This is a genomic window from Saccharopolyspora sp. NPDC000359, assembly GCF_040300525.1.
In the GTDB taxonomy this organism is placed as follows: Bacteria; Actinomycetota; Actinomycetes; order Mycobacteriales; family Pseudonocardiaceae; genus Saccharopolyspora.
In genome coordinates this window covers 199,863-215,909 of the sequence record NZ_JBEPDU010000003.1, presented here as the reverse complement: position 1 = coordinate 215,909, position 16,047 = coordinate 199,863, and the positions used below count along the sequence as shown (strand labels likewise).

Here is a 16,047-nt window from a genome sequence, read left to right as displayed (position 1 = left end):
CCGAGCCGGTGCGACAACAGCGCGGCGTTGTAGCCGGTGCCGGTGCCGATTTCCAACACCCGGTGTCCGTCGCGCACGTCGAGTGCTTCGCCGCCGCAGGCCGCTCGCTGGGCGTCCGCGAACTGCACGACCCGCCGCCGACGGAGCTGCCGTTCGAGGACCCGCGCCACGGGCGCCCCCTCGACTGGCGCGACTTCCGCGCCTGGCGGCTGCACAACATCGACGCCCGCGACCTCCCGCGCGGCGCGGACCGCGTGCGCATCCTCGCCGAGGACCGCACCACCGACGCGCAGGGCTGGCTGTCGGTGAGCGGCCCGGTGGTGCGCGACGTGGTGCCGCTGCGGCAGGCGCTCGACGTCCAGCAACCGGTGCTGATCGACTGGACGATGAGCTTCCTGTTCCCGTGCCGCGACTCGTACCCGCAGGTGGCGGGTGGTGTGGCGAGCAGCCCGCGGCTGATGGTGACCCCGCCGCCCGGCGACTGGGGGATGGCCGTCGACCCGGACTGGGGCGGGGTCTTCGCGGGCGCGACGATGCAGTCCCGCCGCATCGAGGTGCCCACCCGCCTCCGCGACGCCCCCGGCCACACCTGGGGCCACCTCTACGCGGTCAACTACGGGATCCAACGGGACGCCTACACCACAACCCGCCACCGGGACCTGATCAGCGGCACCCGGGGCGACCCGCCGTACCCCTTCGAAGAGCACTGAGTGGCACCACGTCCGGGTGCACGCACCTCGCAGTTTCAATTGAAACTGCGACCACGCCCCCTGGGAATCCGCAGTTTCAATTGAAACTGCGGGCTCCGGGTGGGGACGTCCCGGTCAGCTGCTGCGGGAAGCGGTCGGCTGGCTGAAACTGGTTCGCATTGCGTTTTCAGCCAGTTGACCGGGGGGCATCGTGGCGGACGGGGTGGGGCAAGCAGCAGAACTCGACCGGCCCCTGCCCGCACCGCCCCCGCGCCAGCGCCGGAAGCTCCGCGTCGTCGGGCTGGTCATCGGGCTGCTCGGCGTGCTGGTCGCCCTCGCCGTGCCGTTGGCGCCCGTGATCACCCAGCAGGTCACCGTGACCTGGCCGAAAGCCGGGCAGCTGCCCGAGAGCACGTTGGCGTTCGTGGTCCCGTACCACCCGGCCGAGGTCCACGTGCGGGTCCCGTGCCCGGTGGTCCGCAACGGGCAGCAGCGCGACTCCCCGACCACGCTCGTCGCCGGGCGCCCGCCCGGCCAACCCACCGAGAACTTCGCCGTCACCACCGCGAACGACTACGTCATCGCCCTGGTCGGCGGCCGCGAGGCGCTGCGCGCGCCGATCACCGCGGGTTGCGACGTGACCATCGACGGCGACACCGCGGGCAGCCGGGCCCGGATCGGCGACCGGGTGGTGGAGCTCCCCGGCGTGCGGATGCGCGACATCGTCGCGTTCGCCACCGACCTCTCCCCCGCCGAGGCGGCGGGCCTCGAAGTGCGGGTGACCACGGCGAACTGGTTCGAGAACTCCTCCACCAGCTTCAAGGAACTCCTGGTCATCGCCCAGATCGCGCTGGTCGTCCTGGCTTTCGCCGCCCTCCTCGCCCACGACCGGGCCCGCCGGGAGCGAGCGATTCCAACGGCGACCAGACATCCGATTTCCCTTGAACTCGCGGAACTCACCACCCAGGACCACCCGACCGGGGGAATCCACGCACGACCTCCCACCGGAGGTCCCCCGGACCTCGGATCGTCGGCGGGGCCAGGACCGGAGTCGTCGACCAAGCCGAGCTCGGGGCCTCGGCGGGGATCGCTGGCCCTGGCGAGCTTGGTCGATTTCGGGGTCCTGGTCATGCTCGGCGGGTGGTGGGTGCTGGGGCCGACGACGGCGGATGACTCGTTCGCCGCGATGACGGTGCGCAACGGGCTCCTGACCGGGGACATCGGCAACTACTACCGCTGGGAGAACTCCTCCGAGGCCCCGTTCACGCTGGTCCAGCACCTGCTCGAGCCCGTCGCCGCGTGGAACATCAACCCGCTCGCGATGCGCATCCCGAGCGTGGTCGCGGCCGCGCTGACCTGGTTCGTGCTCAGCCGCGGCATCCTCGGCGCGGTGCTGCCGGGGCTCGCCCGGCGCAGTTCGGTGCGGTTGTTGGCCGCGGTGAGCTTCTTGGCCTGGTGGCTGCCGTTCGGCTTGGGCGTGCGGCCGGAACCCTTCGAGGCGTTGGGCTTGGCCGCGGTGCTGGCCAGCGTCCTGCAGGCGGTGCGGCGCGAGCGGGTCGCGTGGCTGGGCCTCGCCGCGCTCGCCGCTGGGTTGTCGGTCGCGGTGAACCCGATGGGCATCACCGCTGTCGTCCCGTTCGCGGTGCTCGCCCCGCAGTTCCGTCGGTTGCTCAGCGCGCCGGTCGTGGCGCTGCTCGGCGGCATCGCCGCCGTGGGCGTGGTGGCGATGTTCGCCGACCAGTCCCTGTTCGGCGCCCGCCAGGCCACCGAGCTGCACGCCCACTACGGGCCGGACGTGCCGTGGTTCCAGGAAGTGCTGCGCTACCAGTACCTGCTGGGCTTCGACCTGCAGGGCGACGTCGCGCGCCGCGCCCCGGTCCTGCTGACCGCGGTCGTCGTGGTGTTCAGCGGGGTGCTGCTGCTGCGCGGCGCCCGGCGGCTGCCCGGCATGTCCCTGGCGCACGTGCCACCGCTCTGTCTGCTGCTGAGCGTCCTGCTGATGACCGCGACACCCTCCAAATGGACGCACTACTTCGGCGCGCTCACCGGGGTCGGAGCCGCTACCCTTACCGCGGGTGCGGTGCTGATCACGCTCGGTGCCCGTCGCTTCGCCCACGACCGGGTGGTGCTGGTCGCGGGTGCCCTGTGCACCGCCCTCGCCGTGCTCGCCGCGGCGCTGGCGTTCGCCGGGAAGAACAACTGGTTCCTGCACTCCCAGTACGGAGTGCCTTGGGGAGAGCAGCCGGTGCGGCCGCTGAACAGCCCGCTGTGGTGGCTGGTCGCGGTGGCCGCGCTGTTGGCGGCGTCCGTCCTGCTGGGACGCGGAGCCGCGCGGCTGCTCATCCGGATGCCCGCGCTGGTCGGCGTGGGCGCGGTGGGGGTGACGGTGGCGCTCGTGCTCGGTTCGTTCGTCGTCGCGCCCATCCGCCAGCTCGGCGCCTACTCCATCGGCGGCCAGGGCCTGGCCGCGATCGCCGACGGCAGCTGCGGCATCGCCGACCACGTGGTCGCCACCCCGGACGTCCCCGGTGGCGCGCTGGTCGCGCGCGGTCCCGCCGCGGCCCACGGCTTCGCCGCCGGGACCGGGCACGCGCGCGAGTTCGCCCCGCCGGAGGGGGTCCGCGAGTTCTGGGGCAGCCTCGGCGGTGGGCAGATCGCCACCGGCGAGCTCACCACCGGCTGGTACGAGCTGCCCGAGCTCGCGCCGGACCAGGAGCTCGCGGTGGCGGTCGCCGGGCGCAGCGGGGACGGCAACCGGGTGGTGCTGGAGTTCACCTCGCCCACCGGTCCGCTGGGCGGGCGCGTCCTGGACGACACCTGGCTGGACGCCGACGAGCGCCCCGCCTACCCCACCGACCACGCGGTGCCGGACCGCCCGCAGGACCACCCGGCGTGGCGCGACCTGCCGGTGCCCGCCGGGGAGGTCCCGGCCGGGGCGACCGCGGTGCGGATCCGCGCGGTGGACGGCACCACCGACCCGGCGGGCTGGGTCGCGGTGGCCGGGCCGCGCATCCGGGATGTGGTGCCGCTGCCGGAGTACCTGCGGGGCAAGGCGCCGGTCCTGGTCGACTGGTCGATGACCTGGAACGCGCCGTGCCTGCGGGACATGCCGCGGGTTTCCGGCGGGCTGGTCGAACCGCCCGCCTACCTGGTCACCCCGCCCAGCGGGATGGGTTTCGGCGGCACCGCGGCTTTCGCGCGCGGCATCGGCGGGACCTTCGCCGCGGTGAACGAAGTCGGTCACCGGAAAGAGGTGCCGACCCGACTACTCGGCGTCGAGAAAGCCCCTGATTACCCCGAATGGGGACACCTGATCGAAGTGGATTACTCGATGCCAGGCAACGAATACGACGTGCGGAGCGTTCCTGCTCCACGGTGGGGTTGGCGAGGGGAGTGACCATGGCCGACACGATGCGCCAGCAGGTCCGGATTCCGGTGCCGCAGCAGCAACCGCGCAACGACGCCGCGGACGGCCCCCCGCTGGTCTCCTACGTGCTGCCGGTCTACAACGAGGTGGACGGAATCCGCCGCTTCCACGAGGAGCTGTCCACGACCACCGCCACCCGGCCCGAGTTCGACTACGAGTTCATCTACGTCAACGACGGGTCCGCGGACGGTTCGCTGGGGGTGCTGCGCGACATCGCCAAGAACGACCCGCGGGTGCGGGTGGTGGACTTCGCGCGCAACTACGGCCACCAGATCGCCATCACCGCCGGGCTGGACCACGCCCGGGGCGACGCGGTGATCGTGATGGACACCGACCTGCAGGACCCGCCGCAGGTCAGCCTGGAGCTGATCGACGCGTGGGTGGCCGGGGCCGAGATCGTGTCCGCGCGGCGCCGCACCCGCCAGGACACCCGGTTCAAGCGCGCCACCGCGGCCGGGTACTACCGGCTGCTGCGGCGCTGCGCCGAGGTCGACATCCCGGTGGACACCGGCGACTTCCGGCTGCTCAACCGGCGCGCCGCCGAGGAGCTGCGGGGGTTCCGGGAGCGCAGCCGGTTCATCCGCGGCATGGTCGCCTCGATGGGCTTCAAGCAGCACGAGGTGCTGTTCGACCGGGACGAGCGGGTCGCGGGCGAGACCAAGTACCCGATGCGCAAGATGCTGCGGCTGGCCGCCGACGGCGTCACCGGGTTCTCCACCGTCCCGCTCAAGATGATCACCCGGATGGGGTTCATCACCCTGGGTCTGGCGCTGCTCGGCATCATGTACGCGGTGACCCTCCGGCTGTTCTTCCCCGCGGTGACGGTGTCCGGGTGGACCATGCTGATGGTCGCCATGCTGTTCCTCGGCGGGCTGCAGATGCTCTCGCTCGGGGTGATCGGCAGCTACGTCGGCCGCATCTACAGCGAGGTGCAGCAGCGGCCCCTCTACATCGTGCAGGATGTGATCCGGCATGACGCGGACTGAGCAGCTGGCGCGGCGCGAACCGCTGGTCAGCCGCCAGCTGCTGCGCTACGCGCTGATCGGCGGCAGCGGGGTGCTGCTGGACTACCTGTTGTTCCTGCTGCTGTTCAACGCGGTCGGGATGCACGAGCAGCTGGCCAACGCAATCAGCACCACCGCAGGGATCACCAACAACTTCGTGCTCAACGCGCTGTTCAACTTCCGCAAGCGAGACCGGATCGTGGTGCGGTTCCTGCGTTTCTACGCGGTCGGGCTGACCGGCATCGCGTTGACCTTCCTGCTGCTGCAGGTGTTCTCCGGCTGGCTGGGCATCGACCCGAACCTGGTCAAGGCCGGTTCGCTGCCGGTCGTGCTGCTCCTCCAGTACACCATCAACAAGAAGTGGAGCTTCGGATGAGAGTGGGCATCGTCGGTGCGGGTGCGACCGGGTTGACCGCCGCCTACGACGCGGTCAAGGCCGGGCACGACGTGACGGTGCTGGAGGCCTCCGCCGAACTGGGCGGGCTGGCCGCGTCGATCGAGGTCGGCGGCACCCCGCTGGAGCGGTTCTACCACCACAGCTTCCGCACCGACCGGGCGATGATCGGGCTGGTCGAGGAGCTCGGGCTCGGCCACCTGCTGTGGTTCCACCGCCCCACCACCGGGGTCTACGCCGACGGGCAGCTGCACGACTTCGGCACCCCGCAGGAGATGCTGCGGTTCCCCGGCTTCTCGGTGCTGGACAAGCTGCGCTTCGGTGCCTCGGCGGCGGCGCTGAAGGCGGTGCGCGACGGGCAGCGGTTCAACTCGGTGCGGGCGCTGGAGTGGATGCGCCGCTGGGCTGGTCGCCGCGTCACCGAGAGCATCTGGGAACCGCTGCTGGTGGGCAAGTTCGGCATGCACGCCGAGCAGATCTCGATGGCCTGGCTGTGGGCGCGGATTCACTACCGCACCTTCGAACTCGGGTACGTGCACGGCGGTTTCGAGCAGGTCTACCGCGCGCTGCTGGACGCGGTCACCGAGCGCGGCGGGAAGGTCGAGTTCAACAAGCCGGTGGCCACCATCCGCCAGCCCGGCGCGACGGTCCTGGTCGGCGCCGGGGACGGCAGCAGCTACGAGTTCGACCAGGTGATCGCAACGGTTCCGCAGCCGGTGTTCGCGAAGGCCGCCGGGGTGGAGACCGACGACGTGCTGTGGCGCAACCAGTACCTGGGCGCGACGTGCTTCGTCCTGGAGTGCGACCGCAGCGTGATCCCGCACTACTGGCTGAACATCAACGACACCGCGTTCCCGTTCCTGGCGGTCGTGGAGCACACCAACATGGTGGACCGCGAGGAGTACGGCGGTCGGCACATCGTCTACGTCGGCAACTACGTGCCGCGCGAGGACTGGCGCTTCACCACCGACCCGGCGGAGCTGCTGGAGCGCTACGTCCCCTGGCTGCGCAAGCTGAACCCGGACTTCGACCGCTCCTGGATCCAGAAGTGGCACTTCTCCAAGGCACCCTTCGCGCAGCCGATCGTGACGCCGGAGTACCGCGCCCTGATCCCCGGCCACCGCACCCAGATGCCCGGCGTGACCCTGGCGACGATGTCACAGGTCCACCCCCAGGACCGGGGCCAGTCCTACGCCATCGCGATGGCCCACGAGGTGACCGACCGCCTCGGTCTCAGCAACCGGCGCCCGTAGTCACCGGGCCGTCCACCCGCCGTCGACGGCCACCAGCGCGCCGGTGATGAAGCTCGCCGCGTCGGAGGCCAGGAACGCCACCGCCTCGGCGACCTCGTCGGGCCGTCCGATGCGGCCAACCGGGTGAGACGGGCCGAAGGAGGCGAGCATCTCGCGGCCGTTGTCGACGACGCCCTCCATGATGTCGGTGTCGATCACGCCGGGCAGCACGGCGTTGGAGCGGATGCCCTTCGGCCCGCCCTCGATGGCGAGCACGCGCGTGATCTGCGCCAGAGCGCCCTTGGACGCGGCGTAGGCGGTCTGGGTCTCGAAGGCGACGACCGAGGACACCGAGGCGATCGAGACGATCGAGCCACCGCTGTCCATCGCCCGGAACGCCTCGCGCGCCTGGACGAAGTTCCCGCGCGCGTTGACCCGCATGATGGCTTCGAAGTCGTCGGTGGTGGTCTCGGTGACCGGCTTGTTCAGGGTGCGGCCCGCGTTGTTGACCAGGATGTCGAGGCGGCCGAACCGGTTCCGGGCCAGTTCCGCGGTCCCGCGCGCCAGGTCCTCGTCGGCGACGTCGCCGACCAGGGCGGCCACGCCGTCGGGGTCCGCTTCGGCGAGCTGCGTGACGGCCTCGGCCTGGTCGGTGACGACCAGCCGGGCGCCGCGTGCCCGGAGCAGCTCGGCGGTGGCCCGGCCGATGCCGCGGGCGGCTCCGGTGACGACCGCCACCCGGCCGGTGAGGTCCCAGCTCGTGGGGAGTGCGTTGGTCATGATGGCTTCTCCTCGGTTCAGCGCTGTCGGGTCGGGCGGACGACGACCTCGTTCACGTCCACGTCGTCGGGCTGGTCCAGCGCGTAGGACACGGCACCGGCGATGGCCTCCGGCTCCATGGCGTGCTGGCGGTAGGTGCGCATCGCCGCGGCCGCTCCCCGGTCGGTGATGGAATCCGCGAGCTCGGAGGTGACCACGCCCGGCGAGATGGTGGTGACGCGGATCGTGGGATCGGCTTCCTGGCGCAGGCCCTCGGTGATCGCCCAGGCCGCGTACTTCGTCCCGGAGTACACGGCGCTGGTGGGCACTACTTGGTGGGCTCCGATGCTCGCGATCGTCACGAAGTGCCCGGAGCCCTGCGCGGTGAAGTGCGGCAGCGCCGCGGCGATCCCGTGCAGCAGGCCGCGCACGTTCACGTCGACCATCCGGTCCCACTCGTCGACGAGCAGGCTGTCCAGCCGCGACAGCGGCATCACCCCGGCGTTGTTGACCAGGACGTCGACGCGCCCGAACCGGTCGCGGGCGAACTCGACGAACGCGGCCACCTCCGCCCGGTCGGTGACGTCGAGCCGCACCGGGTGCAGGCTCCCGCCCGCGCGACGCGCCTCCGCCGCGGTGCGCTCAGCGAGGTCCTGCAGCCGGTCCTCGCGCCGCGCACCGGCGACGACGTGGTGCCCGCTGCCGAGCAGGCGGGTGGCGATGGCCTCGCCGATCCCACTGCTGGCCCCGGTGACGAGCACGACCTTGCGCTTTTCGTTGTTCGGCATGCCCCGACGATGGCCGGGCCCGCCGCCGCGCGGGAGGCCGCGCCGTCCCTGGGAGTAGCGCACCCAGGACAGCTGCCGCTGCGCTCACCTACGCTGCTGACGTGGGACGATCCGAACTCGGCGAGTACCTCAGCGGGCGGCGGGCGCAGCTCGGCCCGGGCGAGGTGGACCTGCCCAGCACCGGCCCGCGCCGGGTCCCGGGGCTGCGGCGCGAGGAGGTCGCCCTGCTGGCCGGGGTGAGCGTCGACTACTACATCCGGCTCGAGCAGGGCCGCGAGCGAACACCGTCGGCCCAGGTCGTCGATGCCCTCGCCACCGCGCTCCGGCTCGGCGAGGACGGCCGCCAGCACCTGTTCCGGTTGGCCGGGCTCAGCCCGCGCGCCCGCGCGGCCGCGGTGCCCGACCGGGTCGACCCGAGCCTGCTGGAGCTGATGTCCGCGTGGCCGCACAACCCGGCCATCGTCTACAACCGGGCGTTCGACGTGTTGGCGTCCAACGCCATCGCGGACGCGCTGTTCCACGACTGGACGCACTCGCGGAACCTGATGCACGTGGTGTTCACCGACCCGGCGGCGCGGACCTTCTACCGGGACTGGCCCGAGGTCGCGCGGAACTCGGTGGCGGGCTTCCGCCTCGGCCACGGCAAGGCTCCCGACGACCCGCGGATCCAGCGGGTGCTGGCGGAACTGCTCGACGCCAGCCCCGCGTTCGCCGAGCTCTGGAGCAACCACGACGCCCGGGGCAAGGCGTTGGCGCGCAAGAGCTTCGAGCACCGCGACGTCGGCCCGCTGACGCTGACCATGCAGACCTTCGACGTGCGGTCCAGCCCCGGCCAGGAACTCGTCGTGTACCACGCCGAACCCGGCTCACCGAGCAGCGAAGCCCTGGCGCTGCTCGGCAGCCTCGCCGCCACGCGCCAGCGCACCGACTCGTGAGCGGCGATGGTGGCCCTAACGACCATCGCCACTCACGAGTGGTCAGGCCTTGTTGAGGCCCGGCTTGCCGTCCTCGATCACGAAGGTGGCGAGAGTTTCGACCGGCGCGCCGGGCTTGGAGACGTACGGCAGGACGCGGTAGTCCGCCCGCAGCGAGTCCGGCGTGATCTTGGTGCTGATGTAGCCGCGCTGGTTGCGGTAGAGGCGGACGTGCGGGTTCTCCGCCAGGTAGGCCTCCTCCCGGTCCGTGAGCTCGGCCGAGCCGTCGCCGCCGCTGGTGATGGACGTCGTGGTCAGCTCGGTGCCGACGACCTCGTCCCGGTAGTGGATGTCGTTGGCCCAGTGGGTGTGCACGTCACCGGTCAGCACCACGGGGTTGCGCACCTTGGCCCGCTGCCAGCCCTGGATGACGCGCTCGCGGGAGCCCACGTAACCGTCCCAGGCGTCCGGGTTGAAGCCCTCCCCGTCGCCCTGGAGGTAGTCGATCTCGGCGAACATGACCTGCTGGCCGAGCACGTCCCAGCGGGCGTGCGACCGCTGCAAGTTCTTGAGCAGCCAGCGCTCCTGCTCCGCGCCGGTGAGGCTGCGCTTCGGGTTCAGCCGCTCCGGGTCCTGGGTGGGCACCTCGTCGCCGCCCACCTGGTCGTCGCGGTACTGGCGGGTGTCGAGCATGTGGAAGTTCGCCAGCCGCCCCCACTGGATGCGGCGGTGCAGGCGCAGGTCGATGCCGCGCGGGACCTGCGCGCGGCGCAGCGGCATGTTCTCGTAGTACGCCTGGAAGGCGGCCTTGCGGCGCTCCAGGAAGTTCGGCTGCGGGACCTCCGGCTTCTCGGGGACCTCGTCGGCCCAGTTGTTGTCCACCTCGTGGTCGTCCCAGACCACGACCCACGGGGCCGCCGCGTGCGCGTGCTGGAGGTCCGGGTCGGTCTTGTACTGGGCGTGCCGCTGCCGGTAGTTGGCCAGCGTCTCGGTCTCCGGACCGGCGTGGTCGCGCGGGTTGCCACTCGGCGCGACGTAGTCGCCCGCCTGGTACTCGTACTGGTAGTCGCCCAGGTGCAGCACCAGGTCGGGGTGCTCGTCGGCGAGGTGGCGGTAGGCGGTGAAGTAGCCGTGCTCGTACTGCGCGCACGACGCGAACGCCATCGACAGGCTGGTCAGCGCGCCGGGCAGCGGCGCGGTGCGGGTGCGGCCGGTCGGCGACAGCGCACCCTCGGCGCGGAAGCGGTAGAAGTACTCGCGGTCCGGGCGCAGCCCGGTCAGCTCGACGTGCACGCTGTGCCCCAGCTCCGGCGCGGCCTGCGCCTCGCCGCGCTGCACGACGCGCGTGAACTTCGCGTCCTCGGCGACCTCCCACTGCACCGGGAGGGTCTTGTTCGGCATCCCACCCATGCCGTCCTCGGCCAGCGGATCGGCGGCCAGGCGGGTCCACAGCACCACGCCGTCCGGCGCGGGATCACCAGACGCGACGCCCAGCGTGAAGACCTCACCGCGCCGGGCGGCACCAGCACCGGGCAGCGCGGCGACCGGCAGCGCGGTGGCAGTGGTCAGCGCGGCAGCACCGGCGAGCGTTCCACCCAGCAGCACACTGCGCCGCGAGAGGGATTCGGGCACGACGACCTCCATGGTTCGGGAACGGGAACCACCCTCACCCCGAACGATGAAGCTCCGCTGCCCTCCGGGTGATCGCCAGGTGAACAACCCGCCACTCACCGCGGCAGCAGTGCCGACGGGTCGACGGTCAACCCCGCAGGAGTCTGGCCAGCGGGGTTGGACGCGACAGCGCCCCCGGTCCGGGGACCGGGGGCGCTGTTCGGTGAGGTCAGAGGTAGAAGGCGAGGAAGAGGCAGCCCGCCAGGATCAGGCCGAGGACCATCAGGACCTTGTCCTTCAGGACCACTTCCTCCGGCTCGCCCGCCACGCCCTTGTCGATGTCCACCGCGTACCGCAGGATCGCCACCACCATCGGGACGATCGAGATCAGGCCCCAGCGCGACATCTCGAACTCGCGGATGTCGTAGGCCCACAGGGCGTAGGACATGATCGTGATCGCGGCCGCGATGGCCCACACGAACCGCAGGTAGGACGGCGAGTACGCCTTCAGCGACTTGCGGATCTTCGCGCCGGTCTCCAGCGCCAGCTTCACCTCGGCGTAGCGCTTGCCCGCCACCATGAACAGCGAGCCGAACGCGACGATCAGGTAGAACCACTGCGTGATGACCAGCCCGGCGGCGGCACCACCGGCGATCGCGCGCAGCAGGAAGCCGGACGCCACGATGCACAGGTCGATCACCGGCTGGTGCTTCAGGCCGAAGCAGTAGCCCAGCTGCACCGCGATGTAGACCGCCATCACCACCAGCAGCGGGGTGCTGGTGAAGGCCGAGATCAGCAGTGATCCGCCGAGCAGCAGCACGCACACCGCGTAGGCGATCGGCACCGGGATCAGCCCGGCCGCGATCGGGCGGTTGCGCTTGGTGGGGTGCTGGCGGTCCGCCTCGACGTCGATCGCGTCGTTGACGAAGTAGATGCCGGAGGCGGCCATCGAGAACACGATGAACGCCACCACGGCGTGCCAGAGCACGACCGGGTCCAGGATCTCGCCCGCCGCGAACGGCACGGCCAGCACCAGGACGTTCTTCACCCACTGCTTGGGGCGCAGCTCCTTGACCAGCCCGGTGACCAGGCCCGCCGTGGTGCCGGCCTTCGCGGTCACCTTCGCGTGGTAGGCGTCCGAGGACTTGTCCTTGATGTCGTCGGACTTCTCCGGCGCGGGCTCCAGCACCTCGTCGCCGAACTCGGCGCCGATGGTGCCCTCCGCGTCGGTCTCCACCTCGACGCGCTTGGCCGCGGCCTCCGCCGACTCGGCCTCGCCGTCCGTGCTGGCCACTTCGCCGTTCCCGCTCAGCAGCGCATCGCCGACGTGGGCACCGTTGCTGCCGTCGGCCTCGGCCGACGCATCGGTCCTGCCGGTGTCGGCCTCGGTTTCGTTCTTGTCAGCCACGGTTCCTCCGCCGTCTCATGAATCGCCGCACGCCCCACGCCACGGCACCGCCCAGCGCAGAACCGGCGACCACATCGCTCGGATAATGAACCCCCAGGACAAGGCGGCTGACCATCATCGGCGGCACCAGCGCCGGGGTCAGCTTCTTGCCCGTCAACCCGCCGTAGAGCACCGCGGCGGCCGTCGTGGACGTCGCGTGCGAGGACGGGAAGCTCAACTTGCTCGGCGTGCCGACCAGCACCTGCACCTCGGGGTCGGACGGCCGACGGCGCCGCACCACGCGCTTGACCGCGATCGAGGCCGCGTGCGCGGCGGCGACCCCGGCGGCGGCGGTCAGCCACTCGCCGCGGCGCTCGCGGTCCACCAGCGCGCCGACCGCGCCGATGGCCAGCCAGCCACCGGCGTGCTCGCCGAACAGCGACATCGCCCGAGCGGTCTTGACCACGGCCGGCTTGGCCAGCGCGCCCTGCACCTTGCGCAGCGCGACGGTTTCGGGCGTGACCGTCGCCGGTGCTTCGTCGGCGGATGCGGCGACCGCTTCTTCGGAACCGGTCGCCGTCGTCAGCTCTGCCACATCGTCTCCGGGTGGATCGGGGTCACTTCTGGTCGAAGACCTGTTTCCAGGACTCCGGGCTGGTCAGCTCGGGCAGCGCCGCACGGTAGACGGCGCACAGCCTGGTCCACTCCTGCCCCAGCCGCTTGTAGTTGGCCAGGGCCCGCATGCCGAGGCGGCGGAACTCCTCCGGGTCGCGGCGCCGGAACGCCACCCCGCTGCCGTCCGCGTTCGACACCGTCGCGCTGTCGAGGTTGCCCAGCAGGAACCACCGGGCGCTGGCCGCGGGCACGTTCAGCTGCGGCCGCTCGCCCGCGTCCTTGGCCGGTTCCTTGAGGTTGTGCAGCAGCGCCTTGGACGCGCGCGCCGCGATCACCGCCGGGTTCACCGGCGGCTTGAGCAGGCCCTCGGCCATGATCGGGTTCGCCGTGGGCGGCGGGAACTCGCGGGCGGACGGCAACGTCTTGGCGTCGTCGTAGCCCTTGCGCAGTTCCCGGACCTCCGGCAGCGCCGTGCGGAGGCTGTCGAACAGGCCCTCCGGGCCCGCCATGAAGTCCTCCAGCGCCTTCTGCTGCACCGCCACCGTGGAGTACTCCATCGACAGCAGGTGCCGCAGGGTGAGCTTGAGGCCCTGCTTGATGATGTTGGCCTTGACCTCGTCCGGGCTGTGCAGCGCGGCAAGGATCAGCCGGTTGCGGGTGTGGAAGTACGCCGTCCAGTCGGTGGCGTCGTTCTTGTCCGTCCACGGCATGTGCCAGATCGCCGCGCCCGGCAACGTCACCGTCGGGTACCCGCGCTCACCCGCGCGCAGCGAGTACTCCGAGTCGTCGTGCTTGATGAACAGCGGCAGCGGCAGCCCGGTGCGCTCGATCACCTCGCGCGGGAACAGGCACATCCACCAGCCGTTGTAGGTGGAGTGGATGCGCGGGTGCAGCTTGGTGGTCTTGCGCAGCGGCTTCTTCGCGAAGTCGTGGTCGGTGACCGCGCCCGGCGCGGCCCGCCAGATGCCCTGGCCCAGGTCCACGACCTCGCCCATGGTGTGCAGCCGCGAGCGGGCCTGCAGGTTCAGCATCTGGCCACCGACGATGACCGGGTTGGTCGCGGCGCGGGCGAAGGCGTTCGCCCGCAGCACGCCGTCCGGCTCCAGCGCGATGTCGTCGTCGATGACCATGACCTGGTCGGCGTCGGAGTTGTGGATGCCCTCGTACATGACGCGGCCGAAGCCGCCCGAGCCGCCGATGTTGTCCTGCTCGATCACCTGCAGCTTGTCGCCGATGCGGCGGGCCGCCTCGTCGAAGCCCTCGGTGTCGCGAATCTTCTGCGGGCCCTGGTCGGCCACCACGACGCGCTGCACGACCTCCATGACCTGCGGGTCCTCACCCAGCGTCTGGAGCGCGAGCACGCAGTCGGCGGGCCGCATCGTGGTGGTGCCGATGACGACCTTCTGGTCCGGCAGCGGCACGTCGGTGGTCCACGCCGCCTCGTCGACCTCCAGCGGCGCGTCGTTGGTGAACAGGTCGAACCAGATCCACCCGCCGTCCTCGAACGGCGTCAGCGACACCCGGAACTCCAGCGAGGTCCAGTCCGCGCTGTCCACCGGGGTGCCCTGCAGGTGGACGCTGTCGCCGTTGGCCTTCGAGCGGTAGACGTCGAGCCGACCGGCCCCCTTGACCTTCAGCCGCAGCACGACCTCGTCGACCTTGGTCCAACGCTTCCAGTAGCTGGCCGGGAACGCGTTGAAGTAGGAGGCCAAGGAGATCTTGCGGTGCGCGGGCACCAGCAACCGGCGCCGCGACACCACGGTCGCGGCGCTGTCCAGCGACGCCGGCTCGTCGATGTACAGCGGGCGCACGTCCAGCGGGTCCTCACTGCGCGGGAACACCACGCGCTGCAGGACCTGCTGGTTGGGCACGTCCGGCGTACCGGAGCGCATCGACGTCACGTCGCTGAGCTTGCTCTCCCCCGCGGCGGGAGAACGGTCCTCTCGGGGGGTCCGGTCGGTCACGTCAGTCCTCCAACGAGCCGTCCAGCGAACGACCCTCGGTAAAGTAGGGGGCGATCTTGTTGTCGAACATGCTCAGCGCCGAGCCGATGGCCATGTGCATGTCCAGGTACTTGTAGGTGCCCAACCGCCCACCGAAGATGACCTTGTGCTCCTTGGCCTCCTTCTTGGCCAGCTCGCGGTAGGCCTCCAGCTTGCGCCGGTCCTCCGGGGTGTTGATCGGGTAGTACGGCTCGTCCCCGCTCTCCGCGGACCGGGAGTACTCGCGGACGATGACCGTCTTGTCCTTCGGGTAGTAGTCCCGCTCCGGGTGGAAGTGCCGGAACTCGTGGATCCGGGTGTACGGGACCTCTTCGTCGGCGTAGTTCATCACCGAGGTGCCCTGGTAGTCGCCGGTCTCGACGACCTCGGTCTCGAAGTCCAGGGTGCGCCAACCCAGCTCGCCCTCGACGTAGTCGAAGTAGCGGTCCAGCGGACCGGTGTAGACGACCGGGACGTCGGCGGGCAGCTCACCGCGCACGTCGAAGAAGTCGGTGCTCAGCCGCACGTCGATGTTGTCGTGGGCGGCCATCTTCTCCAGCCACGCGGTGTAGCCGTCGACCGGCAGGCCCTCGAAGCTGTCGTTGAAGTACCGGTTGTTGAACGTGTAGCGGACCGGCAGGCGGGTGATGATCGACGCCGGCAGTTCCTTGGGGTCGGTCTGCCACTGCTTGGCGGTGTAGCCGCGGAACAGCGCCTCGAACAGCGGGCGGCCCACCAGGGAGATGCCCTTCTCCTCGGCGTTGTCCACCTCGCCCTGGATCTCGGCGGCGTGCTCGGCCACCCACTCGCGGGCCTGGTCCGGGCTCAGGTACCGACCCGCGAACTGGCTCATGGTCGCCAGGTTCGGCGGCATCGAGTAGACCTGCCCCTGGTACTGCGTGAACACCCGGTGCTGGTACTCCGTGAACTCGGTGAACTGGTTCACGTAGTCCCACACGCGCTTGTTCGAGGTGTGGAAGAGGTGCGCGCCGTAGCGGTGCACCTCGATGCCTGTTTCGGGCTCCGCCTCCGAGTAGGCGTTGCCCCCGATGTGGTCACGTCGGTCCAGCACCAGCACCCGCTTGTCCAGCTGGGTGGCGGCGCGCTCTGCGATCGTGAGGCCGAAGAATCCGGAACCAACAACGATCAGGTCATAGCCTGCGAAGCTCACAGCCGTCGAGGGTAGCGGGGGCAGAACGCCACCCCGAAACCGCGTTGACGTTCGCCACTACGCATCGCTACAGG

At 70.8% G+C, this 16,047-nt stretch carries 13 protein-coding genes and 1 pseudogene; 6 read left to right on the top strand and 8 right to left on the bottom strand.

Annotated elements, in window-relative coordinates; genetic code table 11:
- Nucleotides 1–89: pseudogene (locus tag ABT324_RS04090) on the bottom strand (hypothetical protein); the annotation flags it as partial.
- On the opposite strand from ABT324_RS04090, the gene ABT324_RS04085 reads away from it, so the two are divergent.
- The 5 genes from ABT324_RS04085 (at nt 63) to ABT324_RS04065 (ending at nt 6,767) form a co-directional block, all read left to right on the top strand.
- The gene (locus ABT324_RS04085) at nt 63–710 is read left to right on the top strand and encodes an arabinosyltransferase C-terminal domain-containing protein (protein WP_351171253.1); all 648 of its coding nucleotides are present in this window, start codon (nt 63–65) and stop codon (nt 708–710) included. The pseudogene ABT324_RS04090 and the gene ABT324_RS04085 sit on opposite strands and share 27 nt — an antisense overlap.
- 190 nt (nt 711–900) lie before the next feature.
- Nucleotides 901–4,086 (top strand): arabinosyltransferase domain-containing protein, encoded by a 3,186-nt coding sequence (locus tag ABT324_RS04080; protein ID WP_351171250.1) that lies wholly within the window; start codon nt 901–903, stop codon nt 4,084–4,086.
- A gap of 2 nt (nt 4,087–4,088) precedes the next feature.
- A complete protein-coding gene (locus ABT324_RS04075; RefSeq protein ID WP_351171247.1) occupies nt 4,089–5,102 on the top strand; it encodes a glycosyltransferase family 2 protein in 1,014 nt (337 codons plus the stop codon).
- Nucleotides 5,089–5,496 carry a GtrA family protein gene (locus ABT324_RS04070; RefSeq protein ID WP_351171244.1) on the top strand — a complete coding sequence of 136 codons (408 nt, stop codon included), beginning with the start codon at nt 5,089–5,091 and terminating at the stop codon, nt 5,494–5,496. The genes ABT324_RS04075 and ABT324_RS04070 overlap by 14 nt, the downstream gene beginning before the upstream one ends.
- Entirely contained in the window at nt 5,493–6,767 is a 1,275-nt protein-coding gene (locus ABT324_RS04065; RefSeq protein ID WP_351171241.1) for an NAD(P)/FAD-dependent oxidoreductase, read from the top strand. The genes ABT324_RS04070 and ABT324_RS04065 overlap by 4 nt, the downstream gene beginning before the upstream one ends.
- Here ABT324_RS04065 and ABT324_RS04060 read toward each other — a convergent pair whose 3' ends face one another.
- Nucleotides 6,768–7,526 carry an SDR family NAD(P)-dependent oxidoreductase gene (locus ABT324_RS04060; protein WP_351171238.1) on the bottom strand — a complete coding sequence of 253 codons (759 nt, stop codon included), beginning with the start codon at nt 7,524–7,526 and terminating at the stop codon, nt 6,768–6,770. It lies immediately after the preceding gene.
- A 17-nt stretch (nt 7,527–7,543) separates the two neighbouring features.
- Nucleotides 7,544–8,293 carry an SDR family oxidoreductase gene (locus tag ABT324_RS04055; RefSeq protein WP_351171235.1) on the bottom strand — a complete coding sequence of 250 codons (750 nt, stop codon included), beginning with the start codon at nt 8,291–8,293 and terminating at the stop codon, nt 7,544–7,546.
- Between the two features lie 101 nt (nt 8,294–8,394).
- Here ABT324_RS04055 and ABT324_RS04050 point away from each other — a divergent pair, with 101 nt between their 5' ends.
- Entirely contained in the window at nt 8,395–9,228 is an 834-nt protein-coding gene (locus ABT324_RS04050) for a helix-turn-helix transcriptional regulator (RefSeq protein WP_351171232.1), read from the top strand.
- 42 nt (nt 9,229–9,270) lie between these two features.
- On the opposite strand, the gene ABT324_RS04045 is transcribed toward ABT324_RS04050, so the two are convergent.
- From ABT324_RS04045 to glf, 5 genes are all read right to left on the bottom strand, one after another.
- On the bottom strand, nt 9,271–10,851 hold the full coding sequence (locus ABT324_RS04045) for an alkaline phosphatase D family protein (RefSeq protein ID WP_351171229.1): 1,581 nt from the start codon (nt 10,849–10,851) through the stop codon (nt 9,271–9,273).
- Between the two features lie 196 nt (nt 10,852–11,047).
- Nucleotides 11,048–12,007, bottom strand: a complete 960-nt coding sequence (locus ABT324_RS04040; RefSeq protein WP_502949687.1) for a decaprenyl-phosphate phosphoribosyltransferase — start codon at nt 12,005–12,007, stop codon at nt 11,048–11,050.
- A gap of 211 nt (nt 12,008–12,218) precedes the next feature.
- Nucleotides 12,219–12,800, bottom strand: a complete 582-nt coding sequence (locus tag ABT324_RS04035) for a phosphatase PAP2 family protein (RefSeq protein WP_502949684.1) — start codon at nt 12,798–12,800, stop codon at nt 12,219–12,221.
- A gap of 22 nt (nt 12,801–12,822) precedes the next feature.
- A complete protein-coding gene (locus tag ABT324_RS04030) occupies nt 12,823–14,784 on the bottom strand; it encodes a glycosyltransferase (protein WP_351171223.1) in 1,962 nt (653 codons plus the stop codon).
- Nucleotide 14,785: 1 nt separating this feature from the next.
- Nucleotides 14,786–15,973, bottom strand: coding sequence for a UDP-galactopyranose mutase (gene glf, locus ABT324_RS04025; protein ID WP_351171220.1), 1,188 nt, complete (start codon nt 15,971–15,973; stop codon nt 14,786–14,788).
- Nucleotides 15,974–16,047: the final 74 nt, after the last annotated feature.

What these genes read in the sequence shown, in the direction of transcription:
- ABT324_RS04075 (WP_351171247.1), top strand. Translation starts at nt 4,089, where the DNA reads ATGGCCGACACGATGCGCCAGCAGGTCCGGATTCCGGTGCCGCAGCAG.
- ABT324_RS04070 (WP_351171244.1), top strand. Translation starts at nt 5,089, where the DNA reads ATGACGCGGACTGAGCAGCTGGCGCGGCGCGAACCGCTGGTCAGCCGC.
- ABT324_RS04065 (WP_351171241.1), top strand. Translation starts at nt 5,493, where the DNA reads ATGAGAGTGGGCATCGTCGGTGCGGGTGCGACCGGGTTGACCGCCGCC.
- ABT324_RS04060 (WP_351171238.1), bottom strand. Translation starts at nt 7,526, where the DNA reads ATGACCAACGCACTCCCCACGAGCTGGGACCTCACCGGCCGGGTGGCG.
- ABT324_RS04055 (WP_351171235.1), bottom strand. Translation starts at nt 8,293, where the DNA reads ATGCCGAACAACGAAAAGCGCAAGGTCGTGCTCGTCACCGGGGCCAGC.
- ABT324_RS04045 (WP_351171229.1), bottom strand. Translation starts at nt 10,851, where the DNA reads ATGGAGGTCGTCGTGCCCGAATCCCTCTCGCGGCGCAGTGTGCTGCTG.